The organism is Comamonas denitrificans (assembly GCF_042654745.1).
Classification (GTDB): Bacteria; Pseudomonadota; Gammaproteobacteria; order Burkholderiales; family Burkholderiaceae_C; genus Comamonas; species Comamonas denitrificans.
Map to the genome: position 1 here is coordinate 19,547 of NZ_JBHSEY010000014.1, position 19,640 is coordinate 39,186.

Sequence of the window (19,640 nt, forward strand, 5' to 3'; positions counted from 1 at the left end):
CTTTCTGCGGAAAGCCCATTTTTGTCAGGGAGATAAAAAATGATTTGGAATTTGGCTGGGGTTTTTATTATTGGCTTGTGTACCGGGGCATTTGGATATTTACTGCGCAAGCTGAGTAAAAATCGCCTGCCAAAATGGATTATTCCGATTGCGGCAGGGGGCGGTATGTTTGCGTATTTGGCGTATTACGACTATGCATGGTTTGATTTCAAGCGCAGCCAGCTGCCAGAGGGTTCGGTGGTGATTCAAGAATACCGTGAGCCAGATTTTTTTCGCCCCTGGAGCTACCTGGCCCCCTCGGTGAACCAGTTTGACGTGGTCGATGGCCAGTACCGACGGCACCAGCAGGAGGGCGACACGATTGTGGAGTACATCGTTTACCGCTTCATCAAAGACCCCTCGGAGCGCATGCTGCAAATTCACCAGGTGCTCAACTGCACCAGCCGCGAGCGCGTGGCGCTGCCCGATCCGGCCCATCGCGCCCAGCAGCCAGGCCAGGCGGTGGAAATGGTGCTGGCCAGCGACCGGATGCTGCAAACGGCCTGCCGGTAAAGATTGTCAATAACCATAGCGCCTAGCGCTTATAAAACAATCGTTTTGCAATGAATCTTCTTGAAATCTTTATTTAATCAGCGCATCCAGCTATAAAAAAACCGGGCCTAAGCCCGGTTTTTGTTGTGCGCAGCCGCTGTGCTTAGTGGCTAGAAGCCTGCGAAGCGCCCAGGCCCGTTTCCGAACGGATTTGCTGGGCAGGGAAGCCAGCGCGGTCGATTTCGGCACGGGCGCTCTTGTCGGTGATCGAGAAGAACCACACGCCAAAGAAGGCCAGCGGCATGGAGAACAACGCCGGCGACGAGTAGGGGAACAGCACCGACTCAGGCGAATTGCCCAGGGTAGCCACCCAGATCGAGGGCGAAACAATGGTCAGCACCACCGAAGAGACCAGGCCCATGAAGCCACCGATCACCGCGCCACGGGTGGTGCAGTTTTTCCACAGGATGGACATGATCAGCGCCGGGAAGTTGGCCGATGCAGCAATGGCAAACGCCAAGGCCACCATGAAGGCCACGTTGATCTTCTCGAACAAAATGCCCAGCAGCACGGCGATGATGCCCAGTGCAAAGGTGGTGATGCGGGTGACTTTCAGCTCGGCTGCGGTATCGGCCTTGCCGCCCTTGAACACGGTGGCGTACAAGTCGTGCGACACAGCGGAGGCGCCCGACAAGGTCAAGCCAGCCACCACGGCCAGGATGGTGGCAAACGCCACGGCCGAGATAAAGCCGTAGAACACGTCGCCGCCCACGGTCTTGGCCACCAGCACTGCCGCCATGTTGGCCGCACCAGCGCCGCCGTGGATCACGCCCTTGGCAGTGTCGGCCATGGTCGGATCGGTCAGCACCAAGGTGATGGCACCAAAGCCGATGATGAAGATCAGGATGTAGAAGTAGCCAATCCACACCGAGGCCCAGCCCACCGATTTACGGGCTTCTTTGGCGTTGGGCACGGTGAAGAAGCGCATCAGGATGTGGGGCAAACCAGCGGTACCGAACATCAGCGCCATGCCGAAGGAGATGGCCGAAATCGGGTCTTTCAAGAAGCCGCCAGGGCCCATGATGGACAGGCCGGCTTTGGCCGCTTCTTCCGGCGTTTTGCCCGCGTTGGCCGCCACTTCGGTGCGCACGCGCACGCCGTCGGCAAACAGCGCCTCGGGGCTGAAGCCATATTTGGCCAGCACCATGAAGGCCATGAAGGTCACGCCCGACAGCAGCATCACCGCCTTGATGATCTGCACCCAGGTGGTGGCCGCCATGCCGCCAAACATCACGTAGATCATCATCAACGCGCCCACCAGCACCACGGCGATCCAGTAGTCCAGACCGAACAGCAGTTTGATCAGCTGGCCGGCACCGACCATTTGGGCGATCAGGTAGAACGCCACCACGATCAGCGTGCCCGAAGCGGCAAACGAGCGGATGGGGCCGTTCTTGAAGCGGTAGCCCACCACGTCGGCAAAGGTGAATTTGCCCAGGTTGCGCAGGCGGTCGGCCATCAGGAAGGTGATGATGGGCCAGCCCACCAAAAAGCCGATGGAGTAGATGATGCCGTCGTAGCCGGTGGCCATCACCATCGCGGAAATCCCCAGGAAGGAGGCGGCCGACATGTAGTCGCCCGCAATCGCCAAACCGTTTTGGAAGCCGGTAATCCCGCCCCCGGCGGTATAGAAGTCGGCGGCCGATTTGGTGCGGCCCGAGGCCCATTTGGTAATCCACAGCGTTGCCGCCACGAATACGCCAAACATGATGATGGCAATCCAGTTGGTTGCCTGCTTATTGACATCGCCAATGTCACCGCCAGCGGCCAGTGCCAGCGGGCTGGTGGCCAAGGCCGCCAGGGCCAGGGCGGGGCCGACAAAATGCTTTGGTACGCGCTTCATTTGGTCACATCCTTGAGTAGTTCTTCGGTCAGCGTGTCGAATTTGTTATTGGCGACCCGCACGTAGTACACCGTGATGCCGATGGTGAACAAAATCACCCCCAACCCAATGGGCACCCCCAGGGTGGTTACGCCGTTAGGCCCCAGGGGCGCGGCCAGAAACTCTTTGTCAAATGCGATCAGACCGACGTACCCGTAGTACACGATCAGCATCAGGATGGTTAGGGTGACACCCAGCGGGTTGCGTTTGGCACGCAGCTCCTGGTACTTAGGATGAGATTGGATTTTTTGAACAATGGGATCAGTCATTGTTTGCCTCCTTATGTTGCGAGATTGTCAGCATTCAGTAAGTCTGGAGACTTTGCTGACAGCGGTATTCTGGAAATTCGGTCTGACCGCTTGCTTACTCGGTTTGACGAAAATTGACAGGGTTTTCACTGGAAATTTCATATGGAAAAACAAGTGCCTAGGGTTACTACGGGGTGTGGACTTTTTGTGCCTGCAACCGCTGGCTCCCGCCGCCTGGGTGGCTGCTGAACCGCCCCGTGAAAGCGCATGGAAAAAGGCGGTAGGTTGTGGCGGCGCAATGACGATTTGCCGTGGTGTCAGCGACAAAGCACCGTGGGCAGGTGCTTGGCCTGTTGTTTTTCTGCACCAAAAAGCCTACTTCCTGCGCAAAAAAGGCCCTTCACGCAGGGGCCCTCCTAAAATCCGCCCACCCGCGCTACTGGGCTTTACGGAGACAAACCAGAGCGCAACCCTTTTTTATTCTTCCCACAAGGATTTGACATGATGAAACTCTCTCGCCTGATGCTGGCCGCTGTGGCCGTCTGCGGTACTTCGGCTGTCATGGCCCAAAGCAGCGTGACCATTTATGGCCGTGTGAATACCACCGTTGAGCACCAAAAATTGGGCGACAACAAAGCCACTGGCCTGGTTAACAACCGCTCGCGCATCGGTTTCAAAGGTGTGGAAGACCTGGGCAACGGCCTGAAAGCCGGTTTTGTGCTGGAAGCTGGCTTCAACTCTGACGACGGCTCTGGCCCCCTGACCTTCGCCCGCCAAAGCGAAGTGAACCTGTCGGGCAACTTCGGTATGGTGCGCCTGGGTAACTTCTACCCTGAGTCCTACTACGCCACGTCCGACTACATCAGCATGCACAACCACGAAACCGGTTCGTCGTCCGATGTGCTGTACTACGACGCTGCCTGGTTTGATGGTAATGGCACCGGTAACAAGGTCGCTTACCGCACACCGACCTTCAACAACTTCTGGGCCGAAGCCAGCGTGAGCCTGCACGAAAAAGCCAATAACCCGGTAGTGAAGGTGAACAAAAACGCCTACGACCTGGCTGCCAACTACAACAACGGCCCCCTGTCCCTGGGCGCTGGCTACAGCTACTGGAACAGCAACTACCAAGCTGCCCTGCGCGGCCTGTACACCTTCGGTCAGTTCACCGTGGGTGCTTACTACCAGCGTAACAAAGACGACAACGCCATCCTGGGCACCGGTGCTGGCAGCCGCAACAACTTCCGCCTGTCGGCCATGTACGTGATGAACGCTTCGGAATTCCACGTGAACGTGGGCCGTGCCAACAAGTGGAGCAATGTGAGCGACTCGGCTGCTACGCAGTGGACGCTGGGTTACAACTACAACCTGAGCAAGCGCACCAAAATCTACACCTACTACACCCGCATCAACAGCGGCAAGGGCATGGACTACTCGAGCGGCGCTGCCAGCTTTAACAGCATCAAGACGGGCACCAACGCAGGCGATAACTTCTCCTCCTTCGCCCTGGGCGTGCGCCACAACTTCTAAAGTGGTCTGATCCCAACAAAAAACCCCGATGCCTGCATCGGGGTTTTTTTATGGCTTACTTCTTAAAAATAGGTGCTGCTAACGCTTGAAATAGCTTGTTTTTATGGATAAAGATGCCGAAATCCCTTTATTGGTCAGCGGATTCAGCTTCTTCTTTTTCTACGGGCTTGACAATCAACACCGGCAGATTGGCCCGGTTGAGCACCGCCTGCGACACCGAGCCCATCAGCGCGCGCTGCAGCGCGCCCACGCCACGGGCACCGATGATGAGCATGCTGGCGTTAAAGCTTTCGGCCAGATCCAGCAGCTCGGTGGCCGGTTCGCCCAGGGCGATTTCGCTGGTAAAGGGCACGCCAGCGGCTTGCGCCAAGGCTTCGGCGCTGGCCAGTAAATCTTTGCCCGCTTCCAGGGCCGCGCCGGCAATCAGGTCAGAGTCGTTGGTGGCCAGCTCCAGGAAGGAGGCCGGTTCTTGCACATGCAGCAGGGCCAGCTGCGCGTTCAGGCCGCCTTGCACCAGGGCGATGCCTTGGCGCACGGCTTGCAGGGCGGTGTCAGAACCATCGACGGCGATGGCAAGGGTTTGGGTGTTTTCGTCCATATCGGCCTTTCATGAAAATGCGGTGCCCACTATAACCAGGGATGCGCGGCCCCCAGCTGCACGCCAGCGGGTGCAAGGGGCTGGGGTGGGCAGGCGCTGGGGCGCGCTATTCGTTCTTCGTTATTCGTGCCCAGCGTTTCGAGTGCGCTTGCGCTTCTGGGACAATAGCGCCCCTATGCTGCAATTTGACCTGCTCACCACCGATCCCGCCAGCCACGCCCGCCGTGGCCGTTTAACGCTGAACCATGGCGTTGTGCAAACCCCTATTTTCATGCCCGTGGGCACCTATGGCACCGTCAAAGGCGTGCTGCCGCGCAGCCTGCACGACATGGGGGCACAGATTATTTTGGGCAACACCTTTCACCTGTGGATGCGCCCGGGGCTGGACATCATGCAAAGCTTTGGCGGCTTGCACGGTTTTGAGCAGTGGCACAAGCCCATCCTGACCGACTCGGGTGGCTTTCAGGTCTGGAGCCTGGGGGCCATGCGCAAGATCACCGAGCAGGGCGTGCATTTTCAAAGCCCGGTCAATGGCGACAAGCTGTTCATGTCGCCCGAGGTGAGCATGCAGATTCAGACCGTGCTCAATTCGGACATCGTCATGCAGCTGGACGAATGCACACCGTATGAAACCAACGGCGTGCTGACCACCGAGGCCCAGGCCCGCCAGAGCATGGAGATGAGCTTGCGCTGGGCCAAGCGCAGCCAGGAGGAGTTTCACCGCTTGGGCAACCCCAACGCACTATTTGGCATCGTGCAAGGCGGCATGTTTCCCCATCTGCGTCAGGAGTCGCTCGATGCCTTGGTGGCCATGGACTTTCCGGGCTACGCCGTTGGCGGTGTCAGCGTGGGCGAGCCCAAGGACGAAATGCTGCAGATCATGGCGCACACCCCGCACCGCCTGCCCGCGCACAAACCGCGCTATTTGATGGGCGTGGGCACGCCCGAGGATTTGGTCGAGGGCGTGGCTTGCGGGGTGGACATGTTTGACTGCGTGATGCCCACGCGCAATGCCCGCAATGGCACGGTGTTTACCCGCTTTGGCGATTTGAAGCTGCGCAACGCCCGCCATAAAACCGACCACCAGCCGCTGGACCCCACCTGCACTTGCCATGCCTGCGCTGGGGTGGAGGGGGTGAGCTGGCAAGACGGCGGGCGCGGTGGTTTCAGCCGTGCCTACCTGCACCACCTGGACCGCTGCGGCGAGATGCTGGGGCCGATGCTGACCACCATCCACAACTTGCACTACTACCTGAACCTGATGCAGGAAGTGCGCAACGCGCTGGATGCCGGGCAGTTTGCCCAGTTCCGTGCCCAGTTCAAGACCGATCGGGCGCGGGGGGTGTAGGCTGGGGTTGATAAAGCGGCTTTTCTACCGTGGTAGGCGAACAAGCTGCGCCACAATGATTGCATGGTCAGCCTGTCCTTTTTGAGTTCCAGCACCAAGCGCCCCCTGTGGCAAGGGCAGCTGTTGGTGGTGCTGTGCGTTGTCGGCTTTTCTTTGCTGGGGATTGGCACCCGCACAAGCGGGTATTTGGCCCCCTTTTGGGGCGCCAATGCCGTCATGCTGGGCCTGCTGCTGCGCAACCCCAGCTGGGGGCGCGACTGGCGTACCTGGGCGTATGCCTATGCAGCTTATGCACTGACCGATTGGCTGACGGGCACGGCCCCATTCGGGGCCTTTGGCATGGCAGCGGCCAATGAGTTGGGCGTGGCCGTGGGGTGGTGGCTTTTCATGCGCAAGCCGCGCAGGGTGCGGGAGCTGCAGCAATCGCACTCGGTGCTCGAATTGTTGCAAGCCTGTCTGGTGGCGGCCCTGGCCAGCGCGATGGTGGGGGGCCCCTTGTCCTGGAAGCTGTTCGCAATACCTTGGTGGCAAGCCTACGCCATGTGGGCCGTGTCAGAATTTGCCGCGTTTATTTTGACGGTGCCGGTGTTTTTGGTCGCTGCGCGCACCAAGGTGTGGTCGTGGCGCCGTTGGTGGCCAGACAAGCCCATGGATTGGCACTACGCCTTGCCGCTGGTGACTTTGATTGCGAGCGAGGTGGTTGCTTTAGCCATGAAGGGGCCGGGAACGCTGGGCTTTTCCGTGCCAGCCATGATTTGGTACGCCATGGCCTATGGGGTGCGGCCTACGGTGCTGCTCAATTTGGTGCTGAGTCTGTGGAAAATGCTGTCCATATCCATCGGCAGCTTCACCTTTAGCTTGGCTGATATCAATGATGTCACCTCGCTGCGCTTGGGGGTAGCGCTGCTCTCGTTGGCTCCTTTGACCGTGGCCTGCACCTATGCCCTGCGCCAACAAAGCCTGGGCCAGTTGCGCCAGTTGGTGGATTACGATGCCTTGACCGGGGCCCTGAGCCGCCGCGCCCTGTTGGAGCGGGGCGGTAAATTGCTGCAGCGCATGCGTGGCGAAGGCCAGCCCATGGTGCTGCTGATGATTGATTTGGATTACTTCAAACAAGTCAATGACCTGTACGGCCATGCCAATGGCGACAAGGTGTTGCAGGCCTTTGTGCGCAGCACGCAGGCCGTATTGCGCCCCGAGGATGTGCTGGGCCGCATGGGCGGGGAAGAGTTTGTCGTGATTTTGCCGCGCACCGCATTGGCGCAGGCCCAGCGGGTGGCCCAGCACATTGGCGATCAATTGCGCCAGCTGGAGATTGTTCTGGAGGGCAACAATGTGATTGGTGTGACCTGCAGCATTGGGGTGGCGGCCATCACCCAATGGGACGCGGACAACCCGCTGGAGTTGCACCTGAGCTTTGCCGATCACGCCCTTTACCAGGCCAAGGCCGCTGGCCGCGACTGCGTGCGGGTGTACCAAGACCCAGGCCGCTAACCACAGGGCACCCGGGCCGACCATTGCCGCGCCCGGGGGGAGCTGGCCTTGGGCATGCCAAGCCCAGTTGGTTGTATCAAAAGGGTTTTTTGGTGCTGCGGGCCTTGGTGGCGGTGGATTTTGCAGCGGGTTTTGTAGCGGTTTTGGCCGCGGATGCAGCCGGTGCTTGGGCTGGTGCAGCCGCCGTCTTGGCGGTGGCTGGGGCCGCTGCTTTTTTGGCTGGCGCTTTTTTGGGGGCCGCAGTGGGGGTGATGGCGGCTGCCGCCTGGGCGGCGGTTTGCGCTGCGGTGGTGGCTTGGCTGACGGCTTGGCGCATCATGTCGCTGGCGGTTTGGGCGGCGACTTTGGTGAAATCGCTGGCCATGCTGGCGGCTTGGGCCATGGCGTTTTTTTGTGCCGGATCTTGCAGCACCTGCTGGGCGATGTGCTGAAACTGCTGGGTGAGGGAGCCCCACCACTGCTGGGCCTGCTCGGCCATGGGGTGGGGGGCGGTGCCGGTGGGTTCGGTGGGCTTTGCGGGCTCGGGCGGGGGGGTGTCGGCCGCCGCTTGCGTTGCGGCGCTGGCCTGGCGCTGGGCTGCCGCCGCTTTTTGCGTGGTGCCCATGGGCCAGTTGGACAGGTCGCCGCTTTGGGTGGCACCGACGGCTTGGGCAAATTCTTGCAAATTGACGTTCATGCCCTTGAGGGTCGAGAGCGTCATTTTTTGCACCTGCAGCGCTTGCACGGTGGCGGCCAGGGCTTTGCCGTTTTGGTCAAGCCAGAACTGCACGGCTTTCAATTCTTCGATGCGTTTGTCGATTTCTTCGACGCTCACTGTGGGGGCCACCCAGCTGGAGAACGGCGGCAGTGCAGCGCCTTTGCTCGACTGGCTCAATTGTTGGAAAAAATCGTATCCGGGAATGAATTGGCCAAAACCAAAAGCCTGTGCGTCGCTCATGGCAACCTCCTGTGAGTGCAATCGTGAAAGCTTAATGCATGTCAGTGCTGCATGCCACCGGCTTTGTGCTGGGCAGGTGCGCCGTGCTGGGGCATGGCATGGCCGTGGCCGCTGGTGGTTTGGCCCAGGGCTTGGACGGGCACTTGCACGGGGTGCTCCAGGGTTTGGCCCTGGGCATTTTTAAATTGCAAGGTGACGGGGATCTGGCTGCCAGCGACCAGCGGGGCTTTGAGCTGCATGAACATCAGGTGGTAGCCGCCGGGTTTGAGCTCGACGGTCTGGCCCACGGGCAGGTCCAGGCTGGGGATGGCGCGCATTTTCATCACGTCGCCTTCCATGGTCATTTCGTGCACTTCAGAGACGGCGGAGGCATCGGTGCGCACGCCCACCAGCTGCAGCGGCTCGTGGGCGGTCAGGCGCATAAAGGCACCGCTGGCCTGCTGGCCGGCGACGGTGGCGCGGGCCCAGGGGGCTTCAATCTGGACGGGGGCCTCGGCCCAAGCAGTGAAGCTGGTGGCAAGCAGGGTGGCGGCGGCAAGAAAAGGGCGAAGTGTCATGGTCAGTCAGTCCTTGGAAAAAAATCTATTCTAGGGAGGATTGCAGTGTAGGTTTTAAGAGCTGTTTGCGCTGGTATTTATTGGTTTTTAAGTCTTTATATTGTTGATATTAAGCAATTTTTAGCGCTTCTAGCTATCAAAAAATTCTAGTAAACCACTGTGCCGTTGCGTGGGCTGGGCCAGGGCCTGCGCCAATACCTTGGGGTGCTGGGTAAAGACGGTGCACTGTGCTTTGGCGCGGGTGATGCCGGTGTACACCAGTTCGCGCCCCAAGACGCTGCCGCCGTAGGCCGGCAGGACCAAGGCGGCATGGGTAAATTCCGAGCCTTGGCTTTTGTGTACCGTCATGGCAAAGGCGGTTTCGATGTGCGCCAGCCGCGCCACGCCGACGCTGCGCAGCTGGTCGCCATCCAAGAAATACACGCGCAAGAGGCCGTCGGGGCTGGGCAGGGTGATGCCAATGTCGCCGTTGAACACGCCCAGGGCGCTGTCGTTGCGCGTCACCATGACGGGGCGGCCGGCGTACCAGGGGCCGTCTTTCACCAAACGTTTGCGGGCGATGAGTTCGCGTTCGATGGCGGTGTTCAGGCCGGTCACGCCCCAGTCGCCTTCGCGCACGGCGCACAGTAGGCGAAAGCGTTCAAACGCCTGCAAAACTTGTTTCACCCAGAGGGTGTGATCGCCCTGCGGGCCAGCGTGCAGGGCGTGCAGGTAATCGTGGTAGCTGGGCTGGTCGCTGGCGAGGGCGGTGCGCCAGATGGCTTCGGTGCGCCCGCTGCGGTGGTAGGCCAGGCTGCCATCGGCGCAGGTGTCTAGTACCTGCTGCGCGGCCCGGGCATCGCCGCGATTGACGGCCAGGGCCAGCTGCCCAATCGGCCCGCCAAAGCGCCGGCTGTGGCGCAGCATGACGGTGCTTTGCGCCAAGGCGCTGCCGTGGGGATCGCGCAAAGCGGCAGGGATGGTTTGCCCGGCCGCCGCCTGGGCAAAGGCGACGGTGTCGGGGTGGTAGTGCCCGCCTTCGGCCCCTTGGCACAGGTCGCCCAGCACGGCCCCGGCTTCGACCGAGGCCAGCTGGTCTTTGTCCCCCAGGATGATGAGGCGGGCCTGGGGGGGCAGGGCTTGCAAGAGGGTGGCCATCATGGCCAGGTGCACCATGGAGGCTTCATCGACGATGAGCACATCGACCTCCAGTGGGGTGATGGTGCTGGCCTGCCCAGGGCGCAGTTGCAGCAGGCTGTGCAGGGTGCGGGCTGCGCCGGTGCGCTGCACCAGGGCGGCAATGTCCACGTCCTGGCCGATGCTGGTGTGCAGGCCCAGCAGCGCCTGGTCGATGGATTGCTTTAAGCGGGCGGCGGCTTTGCCTGTGGGCGCAGCCAGGGCCACGCGCAGTTGGTCGGGCTGGGCGGCGGTGGCAAACAGCAGGGCCAGCAGGCGGGCGGCGGTATAGGTTTTGCCCGTGCCGGGGCCGCCGGTGATCAGGGTGAGCCGCCCCCGCAGGGCCAGGGCGCAGGCCAGTTTTTGCCAGTCGCAATCGGCGTTTTCGGTGGCGGAGCTGGGCTGGCTGGGGAACAGGCGATCGAGCCAATGGCGGATGGTGGGCGGATCAATGTTGGTGGCGGTGGGGGTGCTGGGGTCGGGCGTGGCCCGGCAGCGCTGCAGGATGTGCTGGGCCACCGTGCGTTCGTAATGCCAATAGCGGCGCAAATACAGTTTGGGCGCGCTGGGGTGGGGGGTGAGCACCATGGGCTGGCCGCTATCGGCATCCCGCCCCACGACCCGCACCAGGGGGCAGTGCTGCAAAGCCTGCAGCCAGGCATCCAGTAGCGTGGGCAATTGCCGCCATTGGGCGGTGATGTCGGGGTGGGTGCTGCTGTCCCAGGCGAGCAGGCGCTGCGGGGCGGCCACCAGGTCGGCCAGCGGCAGGCAGCTGTGGCCCCGGCTTTCCACATGGGCCAGCAGGGCGCTGGCCAGCAGGACGCAATCGGGGGCGCTGGGGTGGTGGGTGTGGACAAATTGCATCCAGGCGATGTCCAGCGGGCGCAGCAGGCCCTGGGTTTGCCAAGCGTGCAATTGGTCGCGCAGGGGCAAGGCGCTGTCTTCGGGGGCGAACAGGTCGAGGGTGTGGGGGTCGTCGTGCTTCATGCGCAGGCCTCGGCGGGGGCGGTGATCAGGGCTTCCAGGGCATCGAGCAAGGCGCTGGGGATGGGCAGGTGCTGCATCCAGGTGCCATCCAGCCCGCGCATAAACAGGTAGAGCGCCCCGCCCAGGTGGTCTTCGGGGCGGTAGGCCGCCCCCAGGCGCTGGCGCAGCAGGCGGTGCAGGGCCAGGGTGTAGAGGGCCGCTTGCACGTCGTAACGGTGCTGCAGCATGGCAGCGGCCAGGGTGGTGGGGGTGTAGGCGCTGCCGTCGGGCCCCAGGGTGTTGGTTTTGTAATCCAGCACCCAGTAGCGCCCGCCGTGGGCAAACACCAGGTCGGCAAAGCCCATGGCCATGCCGTGCAGCTGGCGCTGGGGCAGGGCGGGGCGTGCTTGTCCGGGGAGTAAATATTGCTGGCACAGGGCATCGACCGCGCTGCTGGAGAGTGGGGCCAGGGGCAGCCAGAACTCCATCTCGGTGAGTTGGGTGGTTAGGGCGGGCAAGGCGCAATCCAGCGGCGGCAGCGGGGTGTGGCCCAGGGTGCTGAGCCAGTGGGCCACGTCTTCGGCTTGGGGCTGGCTGTAGCCGGCCCGCAGGCAGCGGCCCAGCAAAGCCTGGCGCAGTGGGCCATCCAGCGGGGCAAAGCCCTGGTCGGCCCACCACTGCATTTGGCTGTGCAAAAAGTTGCCCACCAGCGGCCCCTTGGGAAAGCGGTGCCAGACGGCGCTGGCGCTGCTGGGCGCGGCGGTGGACGGGGGGGCGGCGGGTTCGTCCTCGGCGGGCGTTTGGGCCAGCAGGGCCTCGTCAGGCCGGGGGGCCGCGCCCAGGTCGCGCACCAGGGCCGAGAAGCTGGCCACGCCCCAGCTTCGGTCGAACTGGCCGTCGTAGGGGGGGGCCGGGCGCAAGGCGGCTGGCTGGCGTTCGTTCTTAAAAAGCGTAGCTGTAGGCGCTTTATCTATAAGCGTTAGCGTGCTATTTGGGCAAGATTTTGCCAGGGTTTCTAGGGCGCTTTGCCACTGCGCGGCGCTTTGGGGCGCATCCCCGGCGAGCAAATAGCCGGTGGCGCTGCGCTCGTTTTGGCAGGATTTTTTCCGTTTTTTGATCGGCCCCAGGCCCAGCCAGAGCAGGTGGCGCGGGCGGGTGGCGGCCACGTAGAACAGGCGCAGGTCTTCGCGCAGGCGCTCTTCTTCGGCCTGGGCCAGGTCGTGGTCGCTGACTTGCAGCACCAGGCGGCCATCGGGGCGGCGCACAAAGGGGGTGCGGGCCCTTTCTTTCTCCGTAAAGTCGCTGGCAAAGGGCAGCATCACCAGCGGGTATTCCAGGCCCTTGCTTTTGTGGATGGTGATGACTTGCACCAAGTCGGCATCGCTTTCCAGGCGCACGGTTTGCGCTTGGGCATCGCCGTTGGGGTTGGCGATGGATTCTTGCAGCCAGCGGATGAGCGCTTGCTCGCCCTCCACGGTGGCGCTGGCTTGTTGCAGCAGCTCGCCCAGGTGCAGCACATTGGTTAGCCGCCGCTCGCCGTCCGGCTCGGCCAGCCAGCGGGCGGGTAAGCCCAGCTGGTGCAGGCTGGAGCGCAGCATGGCCAGCACGCCTTGGCGCTGCCAAAGCTGGTGCAGGCGGTGCAGCTGGGCGGTGCGCTGGTCCAGCAGGGCATCGTCGTGCGCCAGTTGCTGCAAATCGGCAAACGGCAGATCCAGCAGGCGGGTGGCAAAGGCGGCCCGCAGGGTGCGGGTGTTCAGCGGCTCGGCCACGGCGCGCAGCCAAAACAGCAGGTCGTGCGCCTCGGGGCTGGCAAAGACGGATTCGCGGTCGGACAAATACACCGAGGCAATGCGGCGCTGGCGCAGCGCCTGGCGCACGGCGGCGGCCTCTTTGCCCTGGCGCACCAAAATCGCCACATCGCCCGGGCGCAGGCGCACAAAGCGGCCATCGGGCTGGGCAAAGCCCATGCCGGGGTCGTTCAGCCACTGGGCCAATTGCTCGGCGCAGGCGGCGGCAAACAGGGTGCGCAAGTCCTGGCCGCTGACGGCCTCGGGCGCGGCGTGCCAGGCCATGTGCAGGGCGGGCACGGGGGTGCCGTTGGCGTGCAGCACTTCGGGACGACCTTGGGCGGCGACCTGAATAAACGGCAGGGGGTTGTGCGCGCTGTGGGTGCGAAAGCGAAACGCACCGCTGCCCGGCCGGTTTTCGGCCTGGGCAAACCAGTGGTTCACGGCAGCGACCAGGGCATGGCTGGAGCGGTAGTTTTTATCGAGCACATAGTGCCGCCCGGCGGTGGCCTGCCGCGCTTGCAGGTAGCTGTAAATATCGGCCCCGCGAAAGCCGTAGATGGATTGCTTGGGGTCACCAATCAATAGCAGGGCGCGGTCGCTGGTATTGGTTTCTGGGCTGTAAACACTGGAAAACAGCCGGTATTGCAGCGGGGAGGTGTCCTGAAATTCATCCAGCAGCGCCACCGGGTACTGCTGCAGCAGGCGCTGGCGCAGCACCGCCCCTTGCGGGCCGGTGAGGGCCGCATCCAGGCGCTGGAGCATGTCGGTAAAGCCAAAGGTGGCTGTTTGGCTTTTGATCCACTGCAGGCGCTGTTGCACGCGGGCGGCCGCGTGCTGGCGCAGGTGGGGTGAGGGCAGGGCGGCCAGCTCGGCCAGCAGGCGTTCCAGCGCGGCCGCTTGCGGTGGGTAGTTCACGGGCGCAGCGCCGCTGCGGGCATCGTCTAGGCCAGCGGGGGTCAGGCGCCACGCGCCAGTGGCCATATCCCCGGCCAAATCGGCGTGGGGCGCGGCGGCCCAGTCTTTGAGCGCTTGCAGCCATTTCAAACAATTTTTTCGCTGCAAGCGGCGGCCATCCCATGCGTCCTTGTTGTGGGCCCACTGCCCTTCCAGCCAGATTTCGTAGTCCTCGGCCGCTTGCGCCCAGCCGTGGGCCAGGGCATGTAGGCGGGCGTGGGCTTGCGCCTCCCAGTGGGGCAGCAGATCGGCCAGGTCGCCCGCTCCCAGGGCGGGGTCGAGGTTTTCTTGGGCCAGGGGGCGAATATCGTTGGCAAAGGCCGCAAAATTTTTCCACTGCGCTTGCAGGCGCTCCAGGTTCGGCGCGTCCAGCGGGTAGCACTGCTGGCGCCAGTAGTCTTGCAGGGCTTCGGTCAGGCGCTGGGCCTCGTCGGCCTCCAGGGTTTCGTCCAGCAGGCTGCCGCTGTCCAGCGCATGTTCGCGCAGCACGCGCTGGCACCAGGCATCAATGGTGAAGATGGCGGCATCGTCCATGCCCTGGGCGGCCAGCTCCAGCCGCCAGGCGGCTTGCTCGCGCTGGGTGGCTTCGGGGTAGGTGGCCAATAAATCGTGCAAAAAATCATCGCCCGCGCTGTGGCCGCGAAAGCAGGCGGCCGCCTCCACCAGCCGGGCGCGAATGCGCTCGCTCAACTCGCGCGTGGCCGCGCGGGTGAAGGTCATCACCAAAATCTGCGCCGGTTGCAGGGGGCAGGGCTGGCCCTGCGGGGCAAAGGCATTGGCCCCGCCGTGGCCCAGCACCAGGCGCACGACCAGGGCAGCAATCGTCCAGGTTTTGCCGGTGCCGGCGCTGGCCTCTATCAAGCGGCTGCCGTGCAGGGGGAAGGTGAGGGGGGCCAGTGGGTGCAGGGTTTCAGGCATGACAGAGAGAATTTTTTTATGGATGGCCTACAAGTCGTGCGGCACCTTGCCCCTAGCGGCCTAGTGCCGTCTTTCAGCCCGTGTTGCTACTCAAAACTCGCATGGCGGAATTTCAGTACACCGCAGTTTTCTTTCACGGTGCGTTGAAACTGCGTATCAAATCCGTCGTTTGATTGGGTGGCGATTTCCACCGTAATCGTGACTTCGGTGCCCGTTTGCGCAGCAAAGTGCTGGATGACCTCGTTCACGATGGTTGAAAAATCCATCGTTGCTGTGGTGGGGCTTACTTCTACTGTGCCAAAAAAGCGCTGCGGTAACGCCGCTGGCACATCGGGAACGGGTGGAGACACTCCCTGGGCTGGCAGACTGCTGCGCACCTGCCCCGTGGTGCTAACCGCTGGCAGAGGGGTGCTTGATTCGCCCAGGCTAGCCTCGGCCGCAGCTTTGGCCTGTTGTTCTGCATCCAATTGCTGCTGGTGCTGCAATGCGCTTGCTTGGTTGATGAGCAAACTATCGGCATCCAACGTGACAAGTGCAGACCGACCAAACGCAAATCCCTGCCAGCGCCCTGCGTCCTTGGCTGCGGCATAGGCAAACCCATCGCGCGTGGCGCAGCCTGCAGCCACGGTGTCCACAAACACCTCGGCATTGAGCAGGCGCGGCAGGTACAGGTACTGGCAACTGTCTTGCCACACCTTCAGGGCCGATACCTCGGTCACCCCTTCCTTGAAGTACCACTGGTTCAGCATCCGGTTTAAGTGGACGGGTGACCAGGCAGAAATCAGCCACTCTTCCTCGCGCAGCTTGGATTCAATGGCCTCCACCAGACTAGGAGCTGATGCGGACAGCGCCGCTGCTTCCCAGTGCAGTTGCAGCTTGCCACGCGACATTTCCTCGGTGGGCACCATCAGCCAGCAGTAGGTTTGGCGCACCAACTGCTTGACATCATTGTCCGCACCCTCCATGGCCCGCTTGGCTTGGTCGGCCTGGTAAGTGCCCAAATCCATGCGACGGCTGTGTACATCTTCAACGATGGATTTCCAGGCCAGATACGTGCGCGCGGCATCGCGCAAGCGCTGCACGGCATCGCCATCGGGGGCCAAGAAAATCAAACGGTTGCGTTTGAGCCGTGGCGTATCGCCGCGCTTTTCCAGCACCTCCGTGGCTGCCAATCGCGCCAGAGATTCATCTTGCTTGCGGTAGCCTGCACTGGGGGGCAACACCACCAGGCGCGGCCCACTGCCCAACTCATCCGGAATGTCTGCCGATGGCACAAACACATGGATGGCAGCGAAATGGTTGCCCTTGGAAAACACGCGGTTCACACGCTCTTTCAAGAGCGGCAGCACATCCTCGATTTCCTTGAGGTTGGCCTTGCGCGCCTCCATCTCTCGGCGCAGGTTGGGGCGGGTGTCAAACCAGTAGCTGTCCTTTTCGCCGTAAAGGTAATGCAGGCGATCGCGCAGCCGCTTGATCACGTCTTCATAGGTGCCCACCGCCTGCCCAGGCTGGGCAGCGCCCAACAAAATGCCTTCCACGCGAATGCCCCGAACCGCCTGTGCGGCGTTCGACGGCGCACTGCCCAAAAACACCGTGCGCGCCACGCGCCGGGCCGCCTGCACGCTGCCAAAGCGGGTGTCATGGCCATCAATATCGGCGGCGGTGGAGCGTGGGCCATCCACCTCGCTCTCAATCACGGGTTCCCAGCCATTGGGCAGGTAGTGAATGCTCTTGTTGCGCACCACGGCATCGTCCAGCGGCAGCGAGCCGGGCATGATGAGCGCATCCTTGTCGTTGCTGTTCCACAGCCGGTGGATGACGATGGCCAGGTACTGCAACACCCCGCGCGTGCGCTGGAATTTGTCCAGCGTGGACCAGTCCTCGTACAGCCGGTCGAACACCTCGGGGTGGATGGGGTAGGCCTGGGCAATGCGCTCCTCGTAACGCGCCTCTTGTGCCTCAGCCGTGAACTTGCTGGGGTTCTGGCGGTACAGCTCGCCAAAGGCCCGTGCGGTGGCCTGTATTTGCACTGGGTCGCCAGCCGAGTCAAACAAGCGGCGGCGCACAATTTCAAACGCCTCTTGCGCAGCCACCGGCTTCCACACCGACTCCACCCGGCCAAAGTATTTCTCCAGCACCGTCAGGGCACGCTGGCCTTGGGTGCCTGCAGCCTCGGTTTCTGATTCGGGCAGCGAGGCCAGCAAGATGGCGTTGGGCACGCCCTTCATGGCCTCGGTCAGCGCCTGGATGAAGGTGATGTTGCTGTCAAACGTGCCGCCGGGGTAACTCTTGCCCGGTTCCAACTGGCGCACATAGGCCACCAGCTCATCGAGCAGCACCACGCAGGGCGCGGCGCGTTGCAGCAGCGTGGTCAAAGCCTCTTTGCCCGGTGACGTACCGGCCTGGTCGGCCTCGGCCAGCAGGGCGTAACCCTCGGCCCCCAGCAGTTGCACGGCCAAATCGCCCCACAAAGTGTTCACCGTGATGCCTGCATGCGAACGCGCCAGGCTGGGCGAGAACTTGATGCCATCGACCACCGCCACGCGCGCCTGGGGCAGCGAGGCAATGCCCGCCGCATCCAAAATGGGCGGAATGCCTGCCAGCCGCTCGGTGGGGCACTGGCGGCTGGCCAGGTGGTACACCGCCAGCAGCGTGTGCGTTTTGCCGCCACCAAAGGCCGTTTGCAGCTGAATGACCGGATCGCCACCCCGGCCCGAAAGCCGCTCGGCCACGCTTTGCAGCAGCAGGCGCATGCCCTCGGTGATAAAGGTGCGCGCAAAAAATTTCTCCGCGTCCTGGTACTCCTCAGGCGCGGTGCCAGCGTGGACTTGAGAAATGTCGGCAGCAAATTCGCTTTGCTTGAACGTGCCTTCCAGCACGTCTTTGTGGGGGTGGGCGACTTCGCGCCAAGGTTTAATGGTCATGGTTCTACTCGGGTCACAGTCCACGGCTGGTGCAGCGCGGACTCGCTTTCATTCAAAACAAAACATTGCACGTTATAGGCGGCCAGGCGCTGGCGCAACTTGTCACGCAAGCGCATCGCCAGGCGGCCAAAGTCGCGCGCGGCAGGGTTCCAGGTCAAGAGCAGCACCACCGACCATTGCGCTGCACCCTCCAGCAGATGCGCAAAAGGAAGCAATGCTTGGGCATCGGCGTTCTGCGCGTCTGCACGCGCTGCTGCCATCAGACTGACCAGCGTGCCCTCCAGCTTTTCGGCCACCTCATCCACGACAAACTGCTTTGCGCGCTGGATGGACACCGCCCGATCGTGCCCCTGGCTTTTGGCCCACGTCCTGACTACGGCCACCTCAGCGGGGTCGCTGGGCGACAGGCGCGGCAGGTTGTCGGCCTCAAAACCCTTGCAATCCTTGACCTCAATCCACCAATGGGTGGCATCCAGGCAGGCCACAAGGTCCATGGCTTTCACGCGGGTTTTGATGGTGTTGCGGTACCAGGCCGATTCGTCAAACTTCAGCGCCTGCCAAGGCTCGGGAAAGTCAAAGCGCAGTTGTCGCCCTGCAGCACCTTCGTAAATAGGGTGGGTGGGCTCAGCCATGCGCCTGCCCTTGCAGTTCCCGGTCGTACTGGGCCAGCTCCTCGTCAAGCGCAACGATGTGATCCAAGCCTAAAAGACTGTCGGCCTGCTGAAGCACGATGCCTTCCTTTGTCTTGCTCAAACCCATGAAACGCAAGGGCACAGGCTCTTGACGCGCCAGCAACTCCAATTCTTTCAACAGGAAATAGCTGTGCGTTGACAGAACCACCTGAATGCCCAACTGGGCCAGTAAATGCAGCGCAGCAGCCAGCAACTTGCCAGCGGCAGGATTCAAGTTCGCTTCAGGCTCGTCCCAAAACAAGGTGCTGCCGATTTCCAGCACACCGTAGCGCAACAAATAAATCATCAAGGCCAGTTTGCGGTGACCTTCTGCCATCAGCGGAACCTCAAGGCGTGAGCCATCCATTCGCTCAAACACCAAATCACCATCATCCAACTTCAGCTTGCCGCCCAAAACGGTCTCTATTTTTTGCATAGCCTGCGCATCCAGCAGTGGAGCTTGCTGAAGCTCCAGCGTGGACATGGCGACAGCCAAATCGCGGTAGGTTCCATCCAGCGGAAAATCCCGGTACTTGTCAAACAAGGCGACCAGTCCTTTGAACAGCGACACGATCTCCTTGCTGGGCACAAACACCTGTTGTGGCACAAAGGCATTTTGGGCAGCGCTTTCTGGCACTGTGATGGCTTTGAAACCATCGGCTCCTGAAGATGTGCGTTCAATCTGCACCTTCCAGGGCATGGGTTCTGGCAAACCTGGGCTGAGAAATGGAGGCTCTTGTGGCATCCGTATCTGCCTTGTCGGGATATGCCCATCGACCTCTGCTTGCACACGTGCCAGCGAATGATCTTTGTGGATCAGCGCCGCCAGATTGGAAACTTGGAACAACCCCGCCAACCGTTCGGCCAGATAAACCTCTGCACCCTGGGACGTCATGCGCAACCGCTTGGCCATCAAATCAGGCCACGCCCGCGAGAACAAATACCCCAGCTTGAGCACATGCGTCTTGCCCGTGCCGTTCTCACCCACGATGACATTCAGCCCAGGCGAGAACTCGAAATCCACGTTATCAAACACCGTGAAATTGCTGATCTTGAGTGTTTTAAGCATCTTGTTTC

The 19,640-nt window shown here is 62.0% G+C and carries 14 protein-coding genes; 4 read left to right on the forward strand and 10 right to left on the reverse strand.

Annotated elements, in window-relative coordinates; translation table 11 throughout:
• Positions 1 to 39 precede the first annotated feature (39 nt).
• Positions 40 to 552: a hypothetical protein gene (locus tag ACFO24_RS03600; RefSeq protein WP_377736869.1), complete on the forward strand. Its 513-nt coding sequence runs from the start codon at positions 40 to 42 to the stop codon at positions 550 to 552.
• Between the two features lie 142 nt (positions 553 to 694).
• Here the strand turns inward: ACFO24_RS03600 and ACFO24_RS03605 are convergent, their stop codons facing one another.
• Together ACFO24_RS03605 and ACFO24_RS03610 are read right to left on the reverse strand one after the other, a co-directional pair.
• Positions 695 to 2,434 (reverse strand): cation acetate symporter, encoded by a 1,740-nt coding sequence (locus ACFO24_RS03605; RefSeq protein WP_377736870.1) that lies wholly within the window; start codon positions 2,432 to 2,434, stop codon positions 695 to 697.
• Positions 2,431 to 2,742 carry a DUF485 domain-containing protein gene (locus tag ACFO24_RS03610; RefSeq protein ID WP_207574100.1) on the reverse strand — a complete coding sequence of 104 codons (312 nt, stop codon included), beginning with the start codon at positions 2,740 to 2,742 and terminating at the stop codon, positions 2,431 to 2,433. The genes ACFO24_RS03605 and ACFO24_RS03610 overlap by 4 nt, the downstream gene beginning before the upstream one ends.
• Before the next feature lie 480 nt (positions 2,743 to 3,222).
• On the opposite strand from ACFO24_RS03610, the gene ACFO24_RS03615 reads away from it, so the two are divergent.
• A complete protein-coding gene (locus ACFO24_RS03615) occupies positions 3,223 to 4,251 on the forward strand; it encodes a porin (RefSeq protein ID WP_377736872.1) in 1,029 nt (342 codons plus the stop codon).
• A 127-nt stretch (positions 4,252 to 4,378) separates the two neighbouring features.
• Here ACFO24_RS03615 and ACFO24_RS03620 read toward each other — a convergent pair whose 3' ends face one another.
• Entirely contained in the window at positions 4,379 to 4,849 is a 471-nt protein-coding gene (locus ACFO24_RS03620; RefSeq protein WP_377736874.1) for a universal stress protein, read from the reverse strand.
• A gap of 175 nt (positions 4,850 to 5,024) precedes the next feature.
• Between ACFO24_RS03620 and tgt the strand changes: the two genes are divergently transcribed.
• Positions 5,025 to 6,197 carry a tRNA guanosine(34) transglycosylase Tgt gene (gene tgt, locus ACFO24_RS03625; RefSeq protein ID WP_377736875.1) on the forward strand — a complete coding sequence of 391 codons (1,173 nt, stop codon included), beginning with the start codon at positions 5,025 to 5,027 and terminating at the stop codon, positions 6,195 to 6,197.
• A 63-nt stretch (positions 6,198 to 6,260) separates the two neighbouring features.
• A complete protein-coding gene (locus tag ACFO24_RS03630; RefSeq protein ID WP_377736877.1) occupies positions 6,261 to 7,691 on the forward strand; it encodes a GGDEF domain-containing protein in 1,431 nt (476 codons plus the stop codon).
• 76 nt (positions 7,692 to 7,767) lie between these two features.
• On the opposite strand, the gene ACFO24_RS03635 is transcribed toward ACFO24_RS03630, so the two are convergent.
• From ACFO24_RS03635 to ACFO24_RS03665, 7 genes are all read right to left on the reverse strand, one after another.
• Positions 7,768 to 8,628: a PhaM family polyhydroxyalkanoate granule multifunctional regulatory protein gene (locus tag ACFO24_RS03635; RefSeq protein WP_377736878.1), complete on the reverse strand. Its 861-nt coding sequence runs from the start codon at positions 8,626 to 8,628 to the stop codon at positions 7,768 to 7,770.
• Positions 8,629 to 8,669: 41 nt separating this feature from the next.
• Positions 8,670 to 9,185, reverse strand: coding sequence for a copper chaperone PCu(A)C (locus ACFO24_RS03640; RefSeq protein WP_377736879.1), 516 nt, complete (start codon positions 9,183 to 9,185; stop codon positions 8,670 to 8,672).
• 129 nt (positions 9,186 to 9,314) lie between these two features.
• Complete coding sequence (gene recD / locus ACFO24_RS03645; protein WP_377736880.1) at positions 9,315 to 11,327, reverse strand: exodeoxyribonuclease V subunit alpha; 2,013 nt, start codon at positions 11,325 to 11,327, stop codon at positions 9,315 to 9,317.
• The gene (gene recB / locus ACFO24_RS03650; RefSeq protein WP_377736882.1) at positions 11,324 to 14,968 is read right to left on the reverse strand and encodes an exodeoxyribonuclease V subunit beta; all 3,645 of its coding nucleotides are present in this window, start codon (positions 14,966 to 14,968) and stop codon (positions 11,324 to 11,326) included. The genes recD and recB overlap by 4 nt, the downstream gene beginning before the upstream one ends.
• A gap of 86 nt (positions 14,969 to 15,054) precedes the next feature.
• Positions 15,055 to 17,892, reverse strand: a complete 2,838-nt coding sequence (locus ACFO24_RS03655) for an ATP-binding protein (protein ID WP_377736884.1) — start codon at positions 17,890 to 17,892, stop codon at positions 15,055 to 15,057.
• Entirely contained in the window at positions 17,889 to 18,524 is a 636-nt protein-coding gene (locus ACFO24_RS03660; RefSeq protein WP_377736885.1) for a hypothetical protein, read from the reverse strand. Before ACFO24_RS03660 ends, ACFO24_RS03655 begins: the two co-directional genes overlap by 4 nt.
• A complete protein-coding gene (locus ACFO24_RS03665) occupies positions 18,517 to 19,632 on the reverse strand; it encodes an AAA family ATPase (protein ID WP_377736887.1) in 1,116 nt (371 codons plus the stop codon). Before ACFO24_RS03665 ends, ACFO24_RS03660 begins: the two co-directional genes overlap by 8 nt.
• Between the last annotated feature and the right edge of the window lie 8 nt (positions 19,633 to 19,640).

Coding starts and splice junctions, on each gene's coding strand:
- ACFO24_RS03665 (WP_377736887.1), bottom strand. CDS start 19,632: ATGCTTAAAACACTCAAGATCAGCAATTTCACGGTGTTTGATAACGTG.
- recB (WP_377736882.1), bottom strand. CDS start 14,968: ATGCCTGAAACCCTGCACCCACTGGCCCCCCTCACCTTCCCCCTGCAC.
- tgt (WP_377736875.1), top strand. CDS start 5,025: ATGCTGCAATTTGACCTGCTCACCACCGATCCCGCCAGCCACGCCCGC.
- ACFO24_RS03620 (WP_377736874.1), bottom strand. CDS start 4,849: ATGGACGAAAACACCCAAACCCTTGCCATCGCCGTCGATGGTTCTGAC.
- ACFO24_RS03630 (WP_377736877.1), top strand. CDS start 6,261: ATGGTCAGCCTGTCCTTTTTGAGTTCCAGCACCAAGCGCCCCCTGTGG.
- ACFO24_RS03655 (WP_377736884.1), bottom strand. CDS start 17,892: ATGACCATTAAACCTTGGCGCGAAGTCGCCCACCCCCACAAAGACGTG.
- ACFO24_RS03610 (WP_207574100.1), bottom strand. CDS start 2,742: ATGACTGATCCCATTGTTCAAAAAATCCAATCTCATCCTAAGTACCAG.
- ACFO24_RS03600 (WP_377736869.1), top strand. CDS start 40: ATGATTTGGAATTTGGCTGGGGTTTTTATTATTGGCTTGTGTACCGGG.
- recD (WP_377736880.1), bottom strand. CDS start 11,327: ATGAAGCACGACGACCCCCACACCCTCGACCTGTTCGCCCCCGAAGAC.
- ACFO24_RS03615 (WP_377736872.1), top strand. CDS start 3,223: ATGATGAAACTCTCTCGCCTGATGCTGGCCGCTGTGGCCGTCTGCGGT.
- ACFO24_RS03640 (WP_377736879.1), bottom strand. CDS start 9,185: ATGACACTTCGCCCTTTTCTTGCCGCCGCCACCCTGCTTGCCACCAGC.
- ACFO24_RS03660 (WP_377736885.1), bottom strand. CDS start 18,524: ATGGCTGAGCCCACCCACCCTATTTACGAAGGTGCTGCAGGGCGACAA.
- ACFO24_RS03605 (WP_377736870.1), bottom strand. CDS start 2,434: ATGAAGCGCGTACCAAAGCATTTTGTCGGCCCCGCCCTGGCCCTGGCG.
- ACFO24_RS03635 (WP_377736878.1), bottom strand. CDS start 8,628: ATGAGCGACGCACAGGCTTTTGGTTTTGGCCAATTCATTCCCGGATAC.